General features: G+C 58.8%; 20 protein-coding genes. 10 read left to right on the top strand and 10 right to left on the bottom strand.

Annotation, left to right across the window (positions count from 1 at the left end; translation table 11 throughout):
• Positions 1-261 precede the first annotated feature (261 nt).
• Positions 262-975, bottom strand: a complete 714-nt coding sequence (locus VQ830_RS10725) for a FadR/GntR family transcriptional regulator (RefSeq protein ID WP_337268171.1) — start codon at positions 973-975, stop codon at positions 262-264.
• A gap of 66 nt (positions 976-1,041) precedes the next feature.
• Positions 1,042-1,932 carry a LysR family transcriptional regulator gene (locus VQ830_RS10720; RefSeq protein WP_337268089.1) on the bottom strand — a complete coding sequence of 297 codons (891 nt, stop codon included), beginning with the start codon at positions 1,930-1,932 and terminating at the stop codon, positions 1,042-1,044.
• Positions 1,933-2,040: 108 nt separating this feature from the next.
• Between VQ830_RS10720 and VQ830_RS10715 the strand changes: the two genes are divergently transcribed.
• The 3 genes from VQ830_RS10715 to VQ830_RS10705 are packed head-to-tail and all read left to right on the top strand — an operon-like array spanning position 2,041 to position 7,062.
• Positions 2,041-3,609: a proton-conducting transporter transmembrane domain-containing protein gene (locus VQ830_RS10715; RefSeq protein ID WP_337268088.1), complete on the top strand. Its 1,569-nt coding sequence runs from the start codon at positions 2,041-2,043 to the stop codon at positions 3,607-3,609.
• A 24-nt stretch (positions 3,610-3,633) separates the two neighbouring features.
• On the top strand, positions 3,634-6,066 hold the full coding sequence (locus VQ830_RS10710; RefSeq protein WP_337268087.1) for a YbcC family protein: 2,433 nt from the start codon (positions 3,634-3,636) through the stop codon (positions 6,064-6,066).
• A gap of 54 nt (positions 6,067-6,120) precedes the next feature.
• A complete protein-coding gene (locus VQ830_RS10705; RefSeq protein WP_337268086.1) occupies positions 6,121-7,062 on the top strand; it encodes a DUF6671 family protein in 942 nt (313 codons plus the stop codon).
• A gap of 84 nt (positions 7,063-7,146) precedes the next feature.
• Here VQ830_RS10705 and VQ830_RS10700 read toward each other — a convergent pair whose 3' ends face one another.
• Positions 7,147-7,917 (bottom strand): helix-turn-helix transcriptional regulator, encoded by a 771-nt coding sequence (locus tag VQ830_RS10700; protein ID WP_337268085.1) that lies wholly within the window; start codon positions 7,915-7,917, stop codon positions 7,147-7,149.
• 101 nt (positions 7,918-8,018) lie between these two features.
• On the opposite strand from VQ830_RS10700, the gene VQ830_RS10695 reads away from it, so the two are divergent.
• On the top strand, positions 8,019-9,104 hold the full coding sequence (locus tag VQ830_RS10695; protein ID WP_337268084.1) for an alcohol dehydrogenase catalytic domain-containing protein: 1,086 nt from the start codon (positions 8,019-8,021) through the stop codon (positions 9,102-9,104).
• A 114-nt stretch (positions 9,105-9,218) separates the two neighbouring features.
• On the opposite strand, the gene VQ830_RS10690 is transcribed toward VQ830_RS10695, so the two are convergent.
• The gene (locus VQ830_RS10690; protein WP_337268170.1) at positions 9,219-10,118 is read right to left on the bottom strand and encodes a LysR family transcriptional regulator; all 900 of its coding nucleotides are present in this window, start codon (positions 10,116-10,118) and stop codon (positions 9,219-9,221) included.
• Between VQ830_RS10690 and VQ830_RS10685 the strand changes: the two genes are divergently transcribed.
• The 5 genes from VQ830_RS10685 to VQ830_RS10665 all read left to right on the top strand — a co-directional run bounded on the left by VQ830_RS10685 (position 10,033) and on the right by VQ830_RS10665 (position 13,094).
• Positions 10,033-10,218: a hypothetical protein gene (locus tag VQ830_RS10685; RefSeq protein WP_337268182.1), complete on the top strand. Its 186-nt coding sequence runs from the start codon at positions 10,033-10,035 to the stop codon at positions 10,216-10,218. The genes VQ830_RS10690 and VQ830_RS10685 overlap by 86 nt on opposite strands.
• Before the next feature lie 34 nt (positions 10,219-10,252).
• Positions 10,253-11,011 (top strand): SDR family oxidoreductase, encoded by a 759-nt coding sequence (locus VQ830_RS10680; protein WP_337268083.1) that lies wholly within the window; start codon positions 10,253-10,255, stop codon positions 11,009-11,011.
• 105 nt (positions 11,012-11,116) lie between these two features.
• Positions 11,117-11,755: an NADPH-dependent F420 reductase gene (locus tag VQ830_RS10675; protein WP_337268082.1), complete on the top strand. Its 639-nt coding sequence runs from the start codon at positions 11,117-11,119 to the stop codon at positions 11,753-11,755.
• Between the two features lie 64 nt (positions 11,756-11,819).
• Entirely contained in the window at positions 11,820-12,656 is an 837-nt protein-coding gene (locus VQ830_RS10670) for an alpha/beta fold hydrolase (RefSeq protein WP_337268081.1), read from the top strand.
• 48 nt (positions 12,657-12,704) lie between these two features.
• Positions 12,705-13,094 (top strand): limonene-1,2-epoxide hydrolase family protein, encoded by a 390-nt coding sequence (locus VQ830_RS10665; RefSeq protein ID WP_337268080.1) that lies wholly within the window; start codon positions 12,705-12,707, stop codon positions 13,092-13,094.
• Between the two features lie 98 nt (positions 13,095-13,192).
• On the opposite strand, the gene guaA is transcribed toward VQ830_RS10665, so the two are convergent.
• The 3 genes from guaA to VQ830_RS10650 all read right to left on the bottom strand — a co-directional run bounded on the left by guaA (position 13,193) and on the right by VQ830_RS10650 (position 15,970).
• A complete protein-coding gene (gene guaA / locus VQ830_RS10660) occupies positions 13,193-14,755 on the bottom strand; it encodes a glutamine-hydrolyzing GMP synthase (protein ID WP_337268079.1) in 1,563 nt (520 codons plus the stop codon).
• 130 nt (positions 14,756-14,885) lie between these two features.
• Positions 14,886-15,524: a 5'-methylthioadenosine/S-adenosylhomocysteine nucleosidase gene (locus VQ830_RS10655; protein WP_337268078.1), complete on the bottom strand. Its 639-nt coding sequence runs from the start codon at positions 15,522-15,524 to the stop codon at positions 14,886-14,888.
• A complete protein-coding gene (locus VQ830_RS10650; protein WP_337268077.1) occupies positions 15,521-15,970 on the bottom strand; it encodes a PaaI family thioesterase in 450 nt (149 codons plus the stop codon). The genes VQ830_RS10655 and VQ830_RS10650 overlap by 4 nt, the downstream gene beginning before the upstream one ends.
• Before the next feature lie 268 nt (positions 15,971-16,238).
• On the opposite strand from VQ830_RS10650, the gene VQ830_RS10645 reads away from it, so the two are divergent.
• Entirely contained in the window at positions 16,239-16,553 is a 315-nt protein-coding gene (locus VQ830_RS10645; RefSeq protein WP_337268076.1) for a DUF6074 family protein, read from the top strand.
• A gap of 101 nt (positions 16,554-16,654) precedes the next feature.
• Here VQ830_RS10645 and VQ830_RS10640 read toward each other — a convergent pair whose 3' ends face one another.
• The 3 genes from VQ830_RS10640 to VQ830_RS10630 are packed head-to-tail and all read right to left on the bottom strand — an operon-like array spanning position 16,655 to position 20,391.
• Positions 16,655-17,752, bottom strand: coding sequence for a DUF1513 domain-containing protein (locus VQ830_RS10640; RefSeq protein ID WP_337268075.1), 1,098 nt, complete (start codon positions 17,750-17,752; stop codon positions 16,655-16,657).
• A gap of 3 nt (positions 17,753-17,755) precedes the next feature.
• A complete protein-coding gene (locus VQ830_RS10635; protein WP_337268074.1) occupies positions 17,756-18,856 on the bottom strand; it encodes an imelysin family protein in 1,101 nt (366 codons plus the stop codon).
• Positions 18,856-20,391, bottom strand: coding sequence for a di-heme oxidoreductase family protein (locus VQ830_RS10630; protein ID WP_337268073.1), 1,536 nt, complete (start codon positions 20,389-20,391; stop codon positions 18,856-18,858). The genes VQ830_RS10635 and VQ830_RS10630 overlap by 1 nt, the downstream gene beginning before the upstream one ends.
• Positions 20,392-20,418: the final 27 nt, after the last annotated feature.

The following is a 20,418-nucleotide window of genomic DNA, read 5'->3' as shown; positions in this document are numbered from 1 at the left end:
CTAGACATGTGCTTGCGCGAGGAATTGGAAAAAATCGATGCAAAGCAGAAGGTTACAATAATTCAGCCACGCTGAGAACCTGTCAGGCAGCTTGTCAGATCGCGCAAGCATGTCTTTGTCGCCGCGATACGCTCACAAGGTAGAAGCATGTTTGATCCGCATCAGCGTGAAGTTTCAGAAAACGCAGACCCGGCAGGACGAGGTGATCAAAACCGTAAGGCTATCGCGCTGCATCTTATGAGGTGAGTTGCCGGCGGGCGGTCAGGCCTCCGTTTCTGGAACGCCAATGATTTCGGTCACCGCCTGTTTGACGCGAACCAGATGCAGTTCCATGGCGCGCGAGGCGTTCTCCTGAAAGCCTGCCTCAACGGCTGTCGCAATCTTGCGATGCTCGCGGTTGGAAGCGATGCGCCGGCGTGCCATCATGTTGACGAGCTCTGACTGCTGCATGACGGCGTCACGGACCTCTGCCACGATCGTCACGAAGACGCTGTTGCCGGAGGCTTCGGCGAGCAGCATGTGGAATTCCGAGTCCAGCTTGACCCAGCGATGCTGATCTTCCTCGCGATCCATCCTGTCACAGAGATCGATAAGCCGTGCAGCCTGCTCTGGAGTACGGCGGATGGCCGCCCATCCTGCGGCGGGGATTTCGATGAACGGGCGCGCCTCGATGAGATCTCTGGCGGAATAGCCGCTATAGCTGAGATCGGCGGCAGGCGATGCGGTTTTGACCACCGTGCCGCTTCCCGTACGAGTTTGCGTCATCCCCAATGTCTGTAGTGAGCGAAGTGCCTCGCGGATGACCGGTCTGCTCACTCCATATTTCAGAGCAAGCCGATTTTCGGCGGGTAGGCGCGCGCCAACCGGAATTTTGCCCGCAGCGATCGCCGAGCGCAGATCCTCGAAGACAGCTTGGGCCGCATTCTTGCGGCTGATCAATGATTTTTCTGATTCCCAATCCGGCACTGCGCTCATGTAAGCAGAGTTCAGCATGCGCTATTTCTTGTCAACCTCGCGGCTGCCGATCCGGCAGGGCGAATTCTAGAGATTGCTGAGGCTGTTCGCCGGCTGCAGAAGAAGGCGCACAAGAGGATTGGGGAAACGGCGGGTCATAGTGACAGCATAGAATGTTTCGGCGATGCCGGGCAGAGGATCAGCCTCGACCAGCACGCCGCTCGCAAGTTCGTCCTTGACGACGATTGGCGGCATGACGGCAAGCCCGATATCTTCGCGTGCCAGTAGACGCATCATCGCCATATCTTCCACCTCCGCGACGATTTTGGGTCGCACGCCAAGCCTGTCGGCAAGTGCATCGAAGCCGGTACGAACACTGCTGTCGACGGTAGGCAGAATAACGGGATGATTTTGCAGGCGCTCAGCAAGGCTGCCGGCTTCGCCAACACGCTCAGGCGTTCCGATAAGGCTGACAGATCGTTCCGCCAGGCGGTGCATGACAAGAGGCGTCAAGGCGTCGCTGGCTGGCGCATGGTTGAGAAGGACGACATCGAGATTCAGTGCTTGGAGGGCGCGTAGCAATTCGGCGCTGCCACCGGACCTAAGGATGAGGTCGATATCGGTGCGCCCGAGCAGCGGGCGCAGAAACTCCATCTGAAAGTTGCGCGACAGCGTTGCAAGAGAACCAACCCGAAGCGCCTGCCGGGTTGCCCCGGCTTGACGCAGTGTTCCCAGCAACTCGTCACCGGTGGAGAAAATGGCGTCCGCATAGTCGAGCGCAATGCGCCCCGCTTCGGTCAGGTGCAGTTGCCGCCCCTGCCGATCGAACAGCGAATGACCGAGCCGTTCTTCCAGCTTGCGGATCTGTACCGACAGCGCCGACTGGGTGAGATTCAGCCGCTCGGCGGTGCGCGTCAGGTTGCCGTCATGGGCGACCGCCCAGAAATAACGCAGATGGTTGTAGTTGAGCGATGTCATACGTTCGATATTATCGAACGGTTTCGAATAAACAATGAATTTTTTTATGTGTTCCAGGTTTGCTATTCACCCTGGCATTCAATCGCTATTGTTTGAAGGATTTTCACATTGCTGTATCTGTTTCCGCTGATTGCGCCTCTCCTGCTGCTGCTTGCAGCTCTCTACGGCTTGTCGCAGTCCAGCCGAAGGCCACCGCTGGTGGTCACGCTGGCGCAGGCGGCATCTTTTGCCGCAATGCTGCTCGCGATCGCGGCGCTCGTTACTCTCGTTTCAGGCGGCGCTGCTACAAGTGCCTTGATTGGCTGGAGCGGCCTTGGCCTGTCCGTCAGGCTTGATGCCGTGAGCGTTGCACTCTTTCTTCTGGTGACGTTCGTCGGGTGGATCGTCGTCCGTTATGCCGGAACCTACCTTGATGGCGAGGCTCGCCAAGGACCCTTCATGGGGTGGCTTTGCGTAGCGCTGGCCGCCGTCTTCCTTCTGGTGCTGGCCGGCAACCTGCTGCAGGTTATTATCGCCTGGATCGCCACGAGCAGCGCGCTGCATCGCCTCCTGCTGTTTTACCCGGATCGGCCTGAAGCGCAGCGCGCCGCCCGCAAGAAGAAATTGTTCTCGACGATCGGAACAGCGGCCTTGATCCTCGCTGCGGCGCTGGTCGGATTGTGGTCTGGAACCGGCGACATCGCCTCGATCAATGCCTTTGCAAGAGGCCATGAAGCATCTTGGATCGCCGTGGCTGCAGCAGGCTTTTTTGCGCTCGCTGCCCTTTTGAAGTCTGCGCAGTTTCCAACGCATGGCTGGCTGACGGAGATGATGGAGGCGCCAACGCCTGTATCAGCCTTGCTGCATGCTGGTGTCGTCAATGCAGGTGGATTTCTGCTGATCCGCTTTGCCGACGTCATGCTTCTGGCACCGGGCGTTCTGGCGGTTCTTGCCATGCTGGGTGGTTTTACGGCGCTCTTCGGGGCTCTGGTGATGCTCACGCAGCCAGCGGTCAAGACATCGCTTGCCTGGTCGACCGTCGCGCAGATGGGCTTCATGATGCTGCAATGCGGCCTTGCCCTTTTTCCTCTCGCTCTGCTGCATATCGTGGCGCATTCGCTTTATAAGGCGCATGCCTTCCTCTCATCCGGCGGTGCCGTCGAACAGGTTGCCGCGATCCGCCGCCCGGGTCCCGTTGCGGTTCCGAGCGGGGCGGCAGTCACGCGTGCCTTTCTGATTGCCCTTGGCATTTACGCAGCCATTGGCGGCGCCTTTGGATTTTTCTTCGGCTTCGAGCACAAATCGCCACAGGCACTGGCTCTTGGTACGATCCTTATCTTCGGCGTCGCCTACTTGTTGGCGCAGGGTTTTGCCGACAGTGCGCCATGGCCTTTGACGCGGAAGACGGCACTCTATTCGTGCATGGCGGCGATCGGATACTTCGCCCTACAAACCGTAGCCGAGTGGCTGACCACAGGCATATTGCTGCCACCGCCGGCGCCTGGCCGGCTTGAGTGGACGCTTATGGCTCTTGCCGTCTTGAGCTTTGGGCTGGTTGCAATTGCGCAGGCGCTGCTTCCCGTCTGGTCCTCGCATCCTGCCGCTGCCGGCCTGCGAGTGCATCTTTCCAATGGCCTTTACGTCAACGCGATCATCGATCGCATGCTCGGCGGCTGGTCCGTCCGCAAGTCTTCTTGACACGATCACAAAGGGACAAGTTCCATGTTGAATACCGAGACAAGATCAGGACTTCCGTCGGCCGATGCGATCGCAAAGGCGACTGAAAGCGCAGTAAGGGCCATTCCGCCGCTGTGGCCGCTTTCTTCCAGCGTTGCAGTCAATCCCTTCCTTGGGCAGACGGGCGAGCCCTTGGCCGTCACCGCGGCGCGGCTGCAGCGTGTTGCCGGTGCCGGTATCACCATGCCGCGCTCATGGTATCGCGAACGGCTCGCAGCCGGCGCAATCGCTGATAAGGATCTCGATGCCGCCTTGCAGGCAGCACCAGAGGCGCTTCGGCCACAAAGCCTCGTTGCCTTGAAGCAGGCGATTGAAAGAGATCGGCCGAGGCCTCAGGCCTTACCTACCATTGCCGATCTTGCCGGCAAAGTGACGGCCATCGATTGGCCTGGGCTCGTCAACGACCGTATCGGTCATTGGGCAGCCGGCTATTTCGATCAGGGGCAGGCGCTGTGGGCGTACCCGATAACAAGTGACGCCTATACCGCCTGGCGGGCCTTCGCGACGCATGATCTGACACCCGAGATCGCCGGTCTGTCCGGTTTTGGACAAGCGATATCGACATTGCCCCAGTCCGCCGAAACGGCCATTGCCGAACACGTCGAGAACCTCAGTCTTGGTGAGGCAGCGCTGGAAACCTATTTTCATCGCTTGCTGACGAGCCTCGGCGGCTGGGCGCAGGTTGCTCGATATCGGCTGTGGCAGGCTGAGCTTGAGGGAAAGACCGATACCGCCCTGACCGATCTTCTGGCGATCCATCTAGCGTTCGAGACAGCTCTCTTTCGTGAATATGGCTCCTTGATGCGGGCCGAATGGCAGGAGGCGATTGTCGCCTATGCCAAGCCGGTTGCCGCGTCCTCCGACGATGTCATCGACGCGATCTTCCAAGAAGCCGTCGAGCGGGCGGCGCAGCGCCAGATCGATATGGTTTTGGCGACCACCGCCCATCCTCGGGCTCCGAACCGTCCTGCCCTGCAGGTCGCCTTTTGCATCGACGTCCGTTCGGAGGTCTTTCGTCGGGCGCTGGAAAGCCTCGATCCCGCCATCAGCACACTTGGTTTCGCCGGTTTCTTCGGCATGGGCATTGCCCATCGGCGCTTTGCCTCCGATGTCGTGGAAGCGCGGCTTCCCGTATTGCTGAAGCCGGGTCTTTTCACCTGCACGGGGGAGGCGGCGCCAGAGATCGAGCGGGCTGATCACACCGCGCGGATCAAAGCGCGCGCAAAACGTGCCTGGGGCCGGTTCAAGCTTGCCGCCATCTCATCCTTTGCCTTCGTCGAGGCAACCGGCCCGGTCTATGTCGTCAAGCTTTTGCGCGACGGTCTTGGCTTGGCGGGTCATTCTGCGCCGAACGATCCGCCGCCGCGCTTCAGCAACGCAATCGATCGAGATGCTCGGATTGCAATGGCCACGAATGTGCTCAAGGCCATGTCGTTGACAGAAGGCTTTGCACCTTTGGTCCTCTTGGCCGGCCATGGCGCAAATGTCGTCAACAATCCACACGCGAGCGCCTTGCATTGCGGCGCCTGCGGAGGCTATTCCGGCGAAACGAATGCGCGGCTCGTCGCTTCTCTCTTGAACGACCCGGAGGTGCGTTCTGGCCTTGCAGCGCGTGGCATTCAGATCCCCGCCGACACCTTGTTCTTGGGTGCCTTGCACGACACCACCACAGACGAAGTCACGATCTATGAAGGCGATTATTCTGCGGCGGCGCATGCGTCCGATCTCGATCGGGCTAGGCAGTGGCTGAAGGAGGCGGGAGCTTTGGCGCGGAGCGAAAGGGCGCTGCGCCTGCCGAGCGCCAAAAGGGCGTCTGACGTTGTCCAACGGGCCCGTGACTGGGCGCAGCTTCGGCCGGAATGGGCGCTTGCCGGTTGTCAGGCCTTCATCGCCGCACCTCGTCTTCGGACACGGGGAAGCGATCTCAAGGGTCGGGCTTTCCTGCATGACTATGACTGGCAGCGTGACGAGGGGTTTGGCGTCTTGGAACTGATCTTGACCGCGCCCGTCGTGGTCGCGAGCTGGATCAGCCTGCAATATTATGGCTCGACCGTTGCGCCGGATGTCTTTGGTGGCGGCAATAAGCTTCTTCACAATGTCACCGGCGGCTTTGGCGTCGTCGAGGGCAATGGGGGCGTGTTGCGCGGCGGTCTGCCTTGGCAGTCGGTTCATGACGGCGAACGTCTTATCCATGAGCCGTTGCGGCTTTCGGTTCTTATCGAAGCACCGCGCGAAGCGATTACGAATGTGTTGCAGCGGCACCCCGGGGTTCGTGCACTGTTCGATAATCGCTGGATGCATCTCTTCGCGTTGGACGATGAAGGCCGCATGTCCTGGCGTTACGCGGGTAATCTTGAATGGGAGAAGGTTACGCGGGACATCATCGCACATAAGAAGGGGGCAGAGTTGTCCGCGTGAAGATCTAGCGCCACATCCTCCATCAACCTGCCGGCACCTATGAGGAGCCGGCAGATGCATGGCAAAGGCATCGAAGATCCGGGAGCCCTCATGAAAGCCGTGGAAGCATCTGAAGAGAACGCCACCTCAGCGCATGATCCGACAAGCGTCTATGCCGGACGCCACGCTGTCCTTGCCACGATGCATGGAAAGGAAAGCGTCATTGCACCGGTCATGCTCGAAAAACTTGGGCTAATCGTCAGTATCGCGCCTGGTATCGATACCGATACGTTCGGCACCTTCACCGGCGAGATTCCGCGCGCCGGGACGATCCGAGAAGCGGCAATTCGAAAGGCAAGGCTCGGTATGGATGCAACTGGCTTGCAGATCGGACTGGCGAGCGAGGGAAGCTACGGGCCGCACCCTCATTTCCCCTTCATCCCCGGCGGGGTGGAAATCATGGTGTTGGTCGACAATCTCAACAACATCGTCGTTAGCGAGACGTTGATCGAGGATGCCCCCGTCTTTGGCAATGTCTTCGCGTCAACGGATGATGAGCTCGCTTCTTTCCTGGAAAGGGTTGATTTTCCACACCACGCGCTGATCGTCAAATCGGCCGACCCCCCGACCCCGTCCCGTGCGATCTACAAGGGGTTGCGCGATAGAGAAGAGGTCAGTGAGGCTATGGTCCGTTGTGCGGCTCGATCGCGAGACGGGCGTGCGCTGGTGCAGACGGACATGCGTGCACACATGAACCCGACGCGCATGTCGACTCTGCAGCGGCTCGCAGCACGCCTCGCAGACCGGCTTTTGCAAGCCTGTCCAGCTTGTCGGATGCCTGGCTTTGGTCAGACGGATGTCGAGGTTGGCCTACCCTGCGAAGACTGCGGCGCGCCAAGTCTTCTTGTTCGTCACCACATCTTTCAATGTGTGGCCTGCTCATATCTGGAAAAGCGACCGCGGCCCGATGGGCGAGACTATGCAGATCCTGGTCAGTGCCCGCAGTGCAACCCGTGATGCGTTCTACAAGATCGTTGCTTTGCCAATGGGCCTCAAACACTGGTGACAGCCCAGAGCTTCACCCCAGGCAAAAGAAGGCCCTCAGCGCTCAAGATAAATAGCCAGCTTTAGCCTCGGATCGTCGTTGGCCTGGAAGGTTGCATATTCGAAATTCACGGCGCCGCGGCGAGGGTGATTTAGCAATTTGTTGCCGGACCCTGGCGCGCCAATGTCATGCGCTTGCCACCAGCCATCAAACTCAGGACATTTCACACGAACGCGCTCAACCAGATCCGTGAACGCTGTGTCGCTTGCCCAGTGGTCTTGCGCCGCATGAAAGAGCGACACGATACGTTTGACCTCTTTCTGCCAGCCGGCACCAAATAAGCGTCGCGCCCTCGGATCAGTGAGCACGAAGTAAAAGATATTCCGATCCTCAATCGGCATACGTCCGAAGTCGCCAAACAGCTCGATTGCCGCCTTATTCCAGGCAAGGAGATCCCAGCGCTGACCGGTCACATAGGCCGGATAGGGGAGCCCCTCGACGAGATGCTGGAGCAATGGTGGTGCGTTCTCTCGCTCGAATGGCGGGCCTTTCGCCTTGCCGACCAAAGAGCGGAGATGTGCCCGCTCGAAGGCATCCAGTTCAAGCGCGCGGACCAGTGCTTCAATAGTGTCGTCCGATGGCGAAACGGCACGCCCCTGTTCTAATTTCACATACCATTCCACGCTGATGCCGGCACGTTGGGCTACATCCTCGCGCCGCAGGCCTGGCGTGCGCCGACGGCGGTGTGCCGCAAGCGCGCTTCCGTCAGGGCGAAGCCGCGCCCGACGCGAACGCAGAAAGTCAGCAAGTGCTTGGTTACTTCCCATTCGGGCCTCCTCTGGTACTGCACAATACTAGTATAATACCAGCTCTGTTAAACAATGTCGCGCCTCGTAGTCTCCTACCGAAAGCAACGAGGAGACGTATGATGAAAGCAGCCATCTTGAGAGATTTCGGATCACCGCTTGTGATCGAGGACATCGCTGATCCAAAGCTAGGCACGGGTGAGGTCATCGTCGATGTCGTCGCCGCCCCCGTCCTATCCTACGCGAACGAGGTATTCAGCGGCGCGCGTCAATATCTTCTTCCGACACCCGTCGTGCCAGGCTGCGGAGCCATCGGGCGCGTGCGCGAAGTCGGTCCCGATGCGACGCGATTGAAGATCGGCGATTGGGTTTTCTGTGACCCGACAGTGCGATCACGGGACAATGCTTTAATGCCGGACATTACCCTTCAGGGCTGGAGCGCCCGCGGAGACGGGGGCAAAAAGCTTCAGCAATATTTCAGGGATGGACCCTTTGCGGAGCGATTTCGTGTGCCCACCGAAAATGCCATTCCCATCGGTAACCTCGAACCAACGAATGCAGGTCACTGGTGCGCCATCAACACGCTCCTGATTGCTTACGGCGGGTTGCTCGCAATGGATTTCAAGGCCGGCGAGACGCTGCTTGTCAGCGGCGCTACAGGCAATTTCGGCAGCGCCACCATACTCACAGCACTGGCGATGGGGGCTCGAGCTGTCATTGCGCCCGGCCGAAACACACACATTTTGAGCGATCTGACGCGGCGTTTTGGCGAGAGAGTTATCCCCGTTCACCTGACGGGCGATCCGGTTGCCGACGGGAGTGCACTCATGCAGGCGTCTCCCGCCCCGATCGATGCAGTTCTTGATTTTCTACCTCCCTCCGTTCCGGCGTCGGTCGCCCGAACCGCAATCATGGCAGTGCGACCCTACGGGCGCGCAGTGTTAATGGGGGGCGTCGGGATGCTTGGCGGGGAAGACCTTGCACTGCCTTATCCTTGGATCATGCGAAATAACATCTCGATCCTCGGACAATGGATGTATCGGCCGGAGGCTGTCACGGGCATGGTCGGGCTCATCAGAAGCGGCCTCCTTGATCTTAGTCACTACGCATTGACGGAGTTCCCTCTCGAAAAGGCAAACGAAGCAGTCATCCATGCGGCAGCCAACCCTGGTCCATTCAAACTGACGACCGTGCGACCAACGCCATAAGGCTGCCGATCGACAGTATGCACGCTTTTGAAGCGAGTATCTGGTGCAGAGCAGGGCATTGCCTTCCACTGATGGAGATTGCGGGCAATGCTCGAGCTGGACCTTGGCTCAGAATTACCGGAGACTGCCGGCAAAGCGTTCTGCCAGACGTTGTGTCTTGAATGCTTCGGCAACCCAATCGACAAATACGCGCGTTTTCGCCGGAAGAAGCGTGCGGGAAGCATAGTAGATGGAAATTGCTCCGGCGTCGGCGTACCAGTTGGGAACGAGGCGGACCAATGCGCCCGTTTCCAATGCTGGCAGGACATCGGCACTTGCGGTCAAGGTGACACCGAGGCCAAGCAGCGCCGCTTCTCGCATCGCGACAGGATCGTTGACGACGAGTGTCGGCGTTACTTTTGCCGCCATCTCACGTCCGCTGACATCTCTCATCGTCCATTGCCGTATGCGCCCAACATCGATCGAACGCATGACAATGCCATCCAGATCGCGAAGGCCGCCGGGATCGAGCGGAGCCTTGCGTCCTTTCAAGTATGAGGGTGATGCAACTGCGATGATATGCGCCGGCGCAAGAGCGCGTGATATGATGCCGGCGGCCCGCTCGAAGCCGCCCCCGATCGCAACGTCGTACCCCTCGGCGATCAGATCTACTTGACGCGTCTCGAAGTGCCATTCCGGCCTGACGCGCGGATATCGGGATCGGAAACTCGGCAAAAGCGGAAGGATATACATCATTCCGACTGTCGGAGGCATACTCACTCTGAGGGTACCGGCAGGCTCGCCATCTTTCTTCTCGATCCCGGCAATCGCCGCCTGAATGCCTTCAAGATTGTCGGCGATTGCCAGGCGAAAGGCCTCGCCTTCCTCCGTCAGCGCCAATCGGCGCGTCGAACGCTGGAAAAGCCGCACACCGAGGTTCCGTTCAAGCATGGCAACGTTCCGGCTGACCGCGGCCGGTGTCAACGACAACCGTCTTGCTGCTGCGGAAAAGCTGCCATGCTCTGCGCTGCGTATAAAAGATTCAAGATTGGCAAGTGTTTCCATACCGCCTTTTAAAGCATTCATTGAAAATGAAACAAGCTATTCGACACTAAAACTGGCGAAAGGAATTTGACATCTTTGCTTCATGACAACGAGGAGTGAATACGATGTCTCTTACGATCCAACCTCTCGCCGGCAAGGTTGCTCTTGTAACCGGCGGTTCGCGCGGCATTGGCGCTGCCATCGTTCGGAGGCTTGCGCGGGAAGGCGCCGATATCGTCTTCAGCTACTCTTCGTCCAATCGACAGGCAGAAATTCTGGTTCGTGAAATCGAGGCCGTTGGGGCGCGCGCGGTTGCCATCAAAGCGGATCAGGCCCTCGCCGCGGAAGTGGCAGATCTTGTAACCAAGGCACATGCCGAGTTTGGTCGGCTCGATATCCTTGTTAACTCTGCCGGAGTTTTCGTGACCGGCATGGTGGGAGATAGCGGCGCCGATCTGGCCGCCTTTGACCGCCAGATCGATATCAACGTGAAAGGCGTAGTCGCTGCCGTACGCGCAGCGGTGACCCTGATGAGCGACGGCGGGCGCATCGTCTCGATCGGAACGACGGGTGCTGTCCACATTCCCTTCGCTGGTGCTGCCGACTACGTCGCAACCAAGGCGGCAGTCGCTGCGTATACCCGCGGCTGGGCGCGCGACCTTGGATCGCGCGGCATCACCGTAAATGTAATCCAGCCGGGTGCAATCAACACAGATATGAACCCGCAGGATGGTCCTTTTGCAGAGACGTTAAAAGGCCTTGCCGCGCTCGGCCGCTATGGCCAGCCGGACGATATCGCGGCGGCGGTCGCCTTTCTCGTCGGTCCGGATGCTGGTTACATCACGGGTGCCACGCTCAATGTCGATGGCGGACAGTCTGCCTGATCTGCTGCGCAATGCGCAACTTCACCCGAAGCCAACTAACGTCCCTGGCGACCACGCGAACAGTTACATCAATAATCTCAGGTGCAAGAGAAAGGCAGGCATGTCATGACGACAGAAAACACGCCACAACCCATCGACCGGCAGTCCAGCATCGGCATTATCGGCGCGGGTAACATCGGCCGCGCCATAGCCGAGGCACTTGCCCGCAACGGTATTGCAGCGACGCTATCTAATAGCCGCGGGCCTGAAAGCCTTCGAGAGCTGGTCGCCGCAATAGGACCAACCATCAAGGCAGGCACCCGCGAGGAGGCGGCCGCCAAAGACATTGTTTTCGTGGCTGTGAACTGGTCGAAACTGCCTGTTGCCCTTTCGGGCCTGCCGGACTTCGAGGGTCGGATCGTGATCGACACGAACAACCCGATCGAAGCGCCGCTCTTCAAGCCCTTTGATCTTGGTGGGAGGACATCATCGCAGATCGTTGCCGGTATGGTACCGGGGGCAAGGTTGATCAAAGCGTTCAACCATCTCTCTGCGACGCTTCTTAGCAGCGATCCTGCGCGGGAGGGCGGCAAGCGCGTCCTCTTTTACGCCGGCGACGATGCGGCAGCAAAGGCAGAGCTCGCTGCCCTGATCGGACGCCTCGGCTTTTTCGGTATCGATCTCGGAACGCTGGCAGTTGGTGCACCGCTTATTGAATTTCCCGGCGGCCCGTTGCCCGCGCTCAATCTCGGCAAATTCGACTAGCCATTGAGGTATCGCCGCCTCCACGCTTTATTGTCATTCGATATCAGCTGAAAGGAACGTCATCATGCCCTTCGTCACCACGACTGACAGCGTCGACATCTTTTACAAGGACTGGGGACCGAAAGATGCTCAGCCCATCATGTTCCACCATGGCTGGCCACTGTCGGCCGACGACTGGGATGCCCAACTGCTGTTCTTTCTCTCGAAAGGTTATCGCGTCGTCGCCCATGATCGTCGTGGGCATGGCCGCTCGGCTCAGGTCTCCGACGCGCATGATATGGATCATTACGCTGCGGACGCTTTCGCCGTCGTGCAAGCGCTGGATCTCAACCACGCGGTGCATATCGGTCATTCGACCGGCGGCGGCGAAGTTGCCCGCTATGTCGCCCGTCACGGAGAGCCGGCAGGTCGCGTCTCCAAGGCGGTGCTGGTTTCAGCGGTGACGCCGCTGATGCTGAAGACGCAGACCAATCCCGAAGGGCTGCCGATCGAGGTCTTCGATGGGCTTCGCGCCGGCACCGCATCAAATCGCGCCCAATTCTTCCAAGACGTTCCGGCGGGGCCGTTTTACGGCTTCAACCGCGAGGGCGCGACCGTACTGCCGGGTGTGGTTCAAAACTGGTGGCGGCAAGGAATGATGGGGAGCGCCAAGGCCCACTATGAGGGGATCAAAGCATTTTCCGAAACTGACCAAACCGAGGATCTTCGAGCCATCAGCGTACCGACGCTCGTCCTGCACGGCGAGGACGATCAAATCGTGCCTTACCAGGATGCCGCACTCAAAAGCATCAAACTGCTGAAGAATGGCACGTTGAAGACCTATCCCGGCTTCCCGCATGGGATGCTGACAATCAATGCCGACCAGTTGAATGCGGACCTCCTCGCCTTCATCGAAGCGTGAACCTCTCACGCCAGGCGCTCAATGAGCGCGCAGCAACAGGAAACGATCATGCATCCCGAACCCATCGACGTCGCCACCACATTCTTTGCCCATTGGAACGCTAACCGCATCGATGAAGCCATCGCCATGCTGTCGCAGGACGTGCTTTACGATAATGTACCTCTGCCGGATATCATCGGGCGTGAAAATGTCCGCAAATTTCATGCTGACTTTGGTCTTGGCACCGTTTTTACCGTCGACTGGAAAGTAACAGCCATTGCCGCGAGCGGCGATGTCGTGCTGAACGAACGGGTAGACGTTTTCAAACACGAGAGCGGTGCCACCATCACCCTTCCCGTGATGGGAACGATTACCGTCGAAAGGGGCGCAATCACGGTCTGGCGCGATTACTTCGATGCTGACGACTTTGACCGTCAACTCTCACAGATCAAGCGTTGATGCTTCGCCAGGGGAGTGAGGCAGCATAAAAACACCGATACAGGTTGCGGCTCGTGTTCCACAGCCGCAGCCGTGCTGTCTATGCAGCACGAGCCTCTTTACTCCCACTCAATGGTGCCGGGCGGCTTGCTTGTGACGTCGTAGACCACCCGGTTGATGCCGCGCACTTCGTTGATGATTCGGGTTGCTGCGCGACCGAGAAATTCCATGTCGTAGTGATAGAAATCCGCTGTCATGCCGTCGACCGAGGTCACGGCACGCAGGGCGCAGACAAACTCGTAAGTGCGGCCATCGCCCATGACGCCGACCGTCTGCACGGGCAGCAAGACCGCAAACGCCTGCCAGATGGCGTCGTAAAGACCTGCCTTGCGAATCTCGTCAAGATAGATCGCATCAGCCTCCCGCAAAATCTCAAGCTTTTCGCGGGTAATGCCACCTGGGCAGCGGATAGCAAGACCGGGGCCGGGGAAGGGATGGCGGCCGATGAAGCTGTCCGGCAGGCCGAGTTCTCGCCCAAGGACGCGCACTTCATCCTTGAAGAGTTCGCGCAATGGCTCGATCAGCTTCATGTTCATGCGGTCCGGCAGGCCGCCGACATTGTGGTGCGACTTGATCGTAACGGATGGGCCGCCGCTGAAGGAGACGCTTTCGATGACATCGGGATAGAGCGTGCCTTGGCCGAGGAAATCGGCACCGCCCAGCTTCTTGGCTTCTTCTTCGAAGGTCTCGATGAAGAGGCGGCCGATGATCTTGCGCTTGGTTTCGGGATCGCTGACGCCTTCGAGTTCGCCGATGAACTTGTCGGATGCATCGACGTGCAGCAGATGCAGATTGTAGTGCTCGCGGAACATCGCAACGACATTTGCGGCTTCGTCTTTGCGCATCAGGCCGTGATCGACCAAAATGCAGGTCAGCTGGTCGCCGACGGCTTCATGAATCAGCAGCGCAGCCACGGAGGAATCGACACCGCCGGACAGCGCACAGATGACGCGCTTGTCGCCGACTTGCTTGCGGATATCCTCGACGGCCTTTTGCCGATAGGCAGACATCGTCCAGTCGCCTTCGATGCCGGCGATCTTGTGCACGAAATTGGCGATCAGCCGTGCGCCGTCTGGCGTGTGAACGACTTCTGGATGGAATTGGACAGCATAGTAGCGGCGCTTTTCATCGGCGATAAAAGCAAAAGGCGCGTTTGGCGATGTTGCGACGACCTCAAAACCTTCCGGAAGGGACGTGACGCGATCGCCATGGCTCATCCAGACCTGATGGCGCGAGCCCTTCGACCAGAGCCCTTCGAAGAGTGGGCACTCCTTCTCGACATCGAGAAAGGCACGGCCGAATTCACGATGATGGCCGCTTTCGACTCGTCCGCCGAGCTGCATACACATGGTCTGCTGGCCATAACAGATGCCAAAGACCGGAATGCCGCTATCGAAAACGATCTGCGGTGCACGCGGCGAGCCCTCGTCAACGGTGGAAGCGGGGCTGCCTGAAAGGATGACCGCTTTCGGCTTGATCCGGTGAAAACCTTCTTCCGCGGATTGGAACGGGACGATCTCGCAATAAACACCAGCTTCGCGCACGCGGCGCGCGATCAGCTGCGTTACCTGGCTGCCGAAATCGATGATGAGAACATTGTCTGGGTGCGCTGTCTGGGTCATGGCGAGCCTTTAAAGAAAAGCGCCCATTCTGGCAATTGCCGAAACTAAGCGCAGCCGGATTTTATTGTGCCGATTGTCACTGCAAAATGCGTTCTGAAACGATGACCGCCCGTCAGAACCGCCGCTTTGTCTAGAACCAGAAAACCCCGTCCTCAAGCGCGGTCAGAAGGCTGTCGACTGCGTAAGCCAGTTTACGGTCGATCACATGCAGATATTCGGTCCAATCGCTGATCTGACGGAGTTCTTTCGCCCCATCGGAAATGCCCCGTAGCCCAATCAACGGCAGATCGAAACTCTGGCAGGCGCGTAGAACGGCGAAGCTTTCCATATCGACCATATCGGCATCGATGCTGGAATAGGCATCGCCCGAGACGATATTTGCGCCGGTCGACAGGCTTGCTGTCGGCATTGCCGGAATGCGAAGCGGCAACTCCACCACGGCAGGCAGGTCAAGGAAAGGCGTCTTTCCCTTTTCAAAACCGATCGGCGAGGCATCCATGTCGCGATAGGAGATTGACGAGACCTGATAGACCTCCGTCTGTTCTAGCTTTGGAGAACCGGCCGATCCAAGGGAGACGACAAGCTGCGGCAAGTCTCCTGCACTGTCCAGCGTCGTCAGTGTGCGCGTCAGCGAAACCGCCGCCTCGACCGGACCGACACCCGTGAACAGCGGGTCGAAGCGTGAGCGTTGGAACGGCCCATATTCGGCCTCGGCCGCCATGACGAACAGGATGGATTTGCCGGCAACCGACTTTAGTTCGAATGTCATCCGCTGATGCCCTCTCGTCCGCGAACCACCATCATCGTGCTCGTCATGGAGGCGATCAGCTTGGCCGGGCCGTCTCCGATGGCATAGGCCCGACCATCGGCAACGATGATGTTGGAACCGGGTTTTGTGATGTCTCCACGAAACAGGAAGCGGTCTCCGCGTCCGGGAGACATCAGATTGACCTTGAATTCGATGGTCAGCACGGAGGCATCCGGATCGATCAGCGTATAGGCGGCAAAGCCGCAGGCCGAATCGAGCGCGGCGGAAATAACGCCTGCATGCAAGATGCCGTGCTGCTGGGTAAGCTTTACGTCGAAAGGCAGTTCGATTTCTGTCGAGCCGTGCTCGATGCGCGTCAGTTCGGCACCGATCGTATGCAAGGCTGCCTGCTTGGCAAAATTTTCGTGGATCCTCTCACGAAAATTGCCGCTGTTTATCTCGTTCATGCCTATCCCCTTCAGTTGGCGCGAAAGTGGCATGGCGCGCCATTTTGGACAAGAATGCTCGCCGGAAAAAGCAAGATGGTCTCTTCTCAATACCCTTCGCGAAACCGTGCAGCGCTTTTGCAGCATCGGCACACCTTTCCGCAAGGTCTCACGAGCGCAAAAATGTTCGGAAACTCGTTGCGCATGCCGCAAAAGGCGCCGTGCGAGGAAAGCATTAACCAACTGCGCCTAACCATGGCGTGCAGCAAGGACTGATTCGATGGTGTTGATGAGTAACAGGCGTTTGGGTGCGATGAAGAAAAGCGAAATCGTCATATTTCCCGTGGCGCGCCGGACAGGCGATATCGAGCGCTGCGCGGCGGAACTGGATAGGCTGAACGGCGAAGCGGCGGTCACCTATTGGAAGACGGAATGCCGCCGCCTCGCGGCCGAACTGAGTGAAAGAGGCATGCCGGAAGAGGCAGTCCGACAGGAAGTGCTTGATTTTCAGGCCTCCGTTCAGGTGGAACTGCTGCGTCGCCATCAATCGCGGGCGATCGCCGAAAGCAGGGAAAAACGCAAGGATCACCAGCGCCCACATTGAGCATGTCCTGCCGAAGTGAATTTTTGCTTCGACGTTGGACAGTGTCGGATGGCTATCATCTGATGGAAGGGTGCTTGCTCCGGGAAACGGAAGAGCACTTGTTAACCCGTCTGCTCGGAGGCAAGGCGAACGATATGCTGGTCCCAAGCGACAGCACTTCGTTCGGATAGAAAATCTCCTTGATAAGAGGAGACTGCAAAGTCGCGGCGTGCGGGCGCAATGCCGGCAGCCTCTGCGACAGCTTGTTCTTTGATCACATGGCCGGATGCTGCATCGATCATCACAAAAGCACCGCCTTTCGGAGACGTCACACCGACAAGGCCCTGATGCCGATTGACGGCGATTGCACCCACATAATTGGCAAGCCGCCGCGTTGTTTCGGCTGGCAATGCGACGAAGGATAGATCTTCGCCTTTGCCAAAAGAGCCGATCAGTGGCGGCAGATCGTTACGATGGCCCTCATACTGACAAGCAAACCAGATCCGTCCGCTCGCATCGATATCGACATGGCGGGTGGAAAGCTGAGACCATCGTTCCGGCAAAACATGCTTTTCGATCAGCGCGCCCGTTGCCGCATCGATAAGGGCCAGCGACGGTTGCATGGCGTTAAGATTAAGCTTGGTACGCCCAAAATCCGGATGAGTTTCGATGCCGCCATTGGCGACGATGAGCATTTTTCCATCATCGGAGACCGTCATGTCATGCGGTCCTACGCCGAAGGTCTCGAACTCTCCGATCCGCTCGAACCGGTTTGTGCCATCGTAAAGCCCGATGACGCCACGTTGCCCGTCAAAGTCGTTCTCGCTGGCGTAAAGCAGTTTGCCATCGGGCGAAAACGCACCGTGGCCGTAGAAATGACGCCCGGACGGAGAGGTGATGACGATCGGATCTGCCCGGTGCTGATGATCGAATATCATTGCGAAGGTGCCCGGCCGGCGGGCGAAGGCTACGGTCCTGCCCGTGGCGAGACTGTGTGCCATGCCATGGGCCCGCGCCGGAAGGCCGATCGTATCTATGATTTCGCCGCGTTCGCCGACGGTGGCGACCGCAAAGGAGCCATTCGCGCGCTTGATGCCAGATGCGAAGACCGCATCGCTGCGCTGCAGCGCCGCCGCACCCCTCGGGCTAAGCGTCGCCAGGAAGCCGAGGCCGGCAGCCTTGACGAAGTCGCGCCGGTCTACGGCCTTGCTCCTCCACATCAATCAGTCTCCGTCGGAGAAGGAAAAGCCTGCGGAGAGCCCGATCGCCTTACCGTAATCGTCGCTGATCTGCGTGATCAGGTCACGCGAGCGCTGCAAAACCGCATCAAGTTTCGGTCGTTCAGCCTCACTGGTCGCCACATCGATATCCGGATTGAGCTTGGAGACCATATCGATCAGGGCTTTAAAATTGGCATCGATGTTGGCGGACACAGCCTTTCGATCCGGTGGCATCAGGTCTCCCATCGCCGTCTTCTGCCAAAGCGTTCTGAGCCCCTGCAGATTGCCGGCCATCGACTTCCAGGTATTTTTCGATCGCCAGTAGATGGCAAGGTGTGGACGCGGCTCGGAATCCTTGCCCTTGTAGAACTGTTCCAGTCGCTGATCCCGCAGGGTCTCAGCGCCGTGGACGAGAATGCCGAGAAGAGCGGTCAGCGCTTCTTGGCCATCCATGAATTCGCTGTTGCCGGGGCCTGGATGTTTCCAGCTTGCCTGAACGCCATCGGGCTTTTCCCAGGCGGCGACGACCTCTCCCGCCTCGCGCAGCACGTTGCCGGCCACGGCAGCGCCATACTGGCAGCGAAAGCCGTTCTTCTGCTGCGTGAGCGCATTAGACCCATCGCCGTAAAGGACATATTCGAGAGCCGTCAGTCCCTGCAACGCGACGCTTTTCTTGGAAATTGCATCGACGGTGGCATCCTGTGGATCACCTTTGGCAATCAATGCCTGGACCTGTTTGAGGCCCAATCCCTTTCGATCCGGATAAAACAGGATGTGCTCGAAGAGATTATCCTCGATGACTGGTCCGGTCTGGACGATTTCGACCATCGACCAATAGCGGATTGTATCGTCGAAGGCCGATTTGGCCTTGTCGAGCGAGGGCTGGCTGGCATCGTTGCAGAGATCTTTCATGGCCGTGGTGAGGCGCGCTGCCGATTGCTGAGCATTGCGGTAACCGGGTCGGATGACCTCATCGACCGCGCGCTGCATCACGCTTTGGACGGCCTGATCGTTCAACTGCGGCGCTGACGGCGCTGGTGCCTCTTGGGCAAGAGCCGGCGAGGCAAGGGCAAGGCTGAGGATCAGGGGGCACCAAAGGCGCATCACAAGGACTCCAAGAACGTTATCAACGCCTGCCGCTGGTCTTTCGGCAGGGCAGCAAAAGCGGACCGCGCTTTTTCCGCCTCTCCGCCATGCCATAAAATCGCTTCTGTGAGATTTCGGGCACGGCCGTCATGGAGGAAAAATCTGTGGCCGTTAACAGTCTGCGTCAGTCCTATACCCCATAGAGGCGGCGTGCGCCATTCACTACCGCTCGCCACGCCGACTTCTTGTCCATCGGCGAGAGCGCTGCCCATGTCGTGCAACAGAAAATCGGAATAAGGCCAGATCAACTGAAACGCTGAGGCCGGGTTGGCTGCGTCCCGCCGTGTGACGTATTTCGGAACATGGCAGGCGGCACAGCCGCTTTCATAAAAGGTCTTTTTTCCCGCCAGAATATCCGGCCGGTTGGTGCCGCTGCGTGCCGGAACAGCCAGGTTCGCCGAGTAGAAAGTCACCAGCTTGAGAACCGGATCAGGCGCTTCTACATCTCCCAGGCGTTTTTGGACGCCTGTCGGCATAGTCAGGCATCGGCTTTCCGCTACGGTGCAATCGCCATAAGGATCCGGCCTGTCGGGCGTTGAAATGCCGATATCGGCTGAAAAGGCGTCGGCGCTCTGGTCCCGGATGTCAGCATTTTGCGCTTTCCAGCCGAAACGGCCGATCGCCAGCTTGCCTGTTCGATGATCCCTCACCAACGCGACTTTGCCTCTTATGCCATCGCCGTTCTGGTCGTCGGGGTCGGCATGAGCCAGAAGATCCGCATCCGAGATCGCTTCGATAAGGCCGAGCCCGATCATCGGAGGCGCAATACGTGGTGAGATCGTCGTTGTCGGCCCAAGTGGTCCATACGCCATGCCGTGGAGGGTATAGATGGGCTGGCGCAGCGAGACGCTCTCGCCGTCAGGCAGCATCACAGCTTTTTCCACATAATGGATGGAGACTTTTCCCTCCGTCGCCAACCCCGGCACCGCAAGCTCCTGCAGCTGGTGACCGTAGACCGTATCGGGGAAGTTTAGCACCTCATGGGCCGCAAGCTTGCGCTGTTCCTCGGAGCTTTCTGGCGGACGGGCAAGGCGCATCAACATGGAATTTTGAGGTTCGACGCCATCTGCTGGCCTGCCCCGACCGTCATTGACGTGACAGCTCATGCAGGATCGGGCGTTGAATAGCGGTCCAAGTCCATCGGAGGCCTGCGTGGAGGAGGGGGCCGAGACCCAGAGCTTTTTGAACAGCGCCTTGCCGAGGTTGAAATCCTGCCTCTCCTCGAACGGGATATTGGCGGAAGGATGCGAAAAGGCGTCATCATCGGCCGCAGCGCGCGATGTCGAAGCGCCGCCCGGCATTCCCTCATAGACCTCGCTGCGCGAAAAATCCGTTGCGGGGGCAGTCACCGCCGTGACCCGCTTGATATCCTGCGGCGAAAGATCCGTGCGCCTCTTTTCGAACCCGTCGGTGGCGCGATCCGCATTGGCTGCAATGGCGGCAGAGCCTATGAGAATAAGGGCAAGAAGAAAGACTGGCGGATATTTGAACATGGGTAAAATGATCGGGCCGCGACATCA

Source organism: Oryzifoliimicrobium ureilyticum, assembly GCF_037199735.1.
Taxonomy (GTDB): domain Bacteria; phylum Pseudomonadota; class Alphaproteobacteria; order Rhizobiales; family Rhizobiaceae; genus Rhizobium; species Rhizobium ureilyticus.
This window is presented reverse-complemented; position numbering and strand designations above follow the sequence as displayed.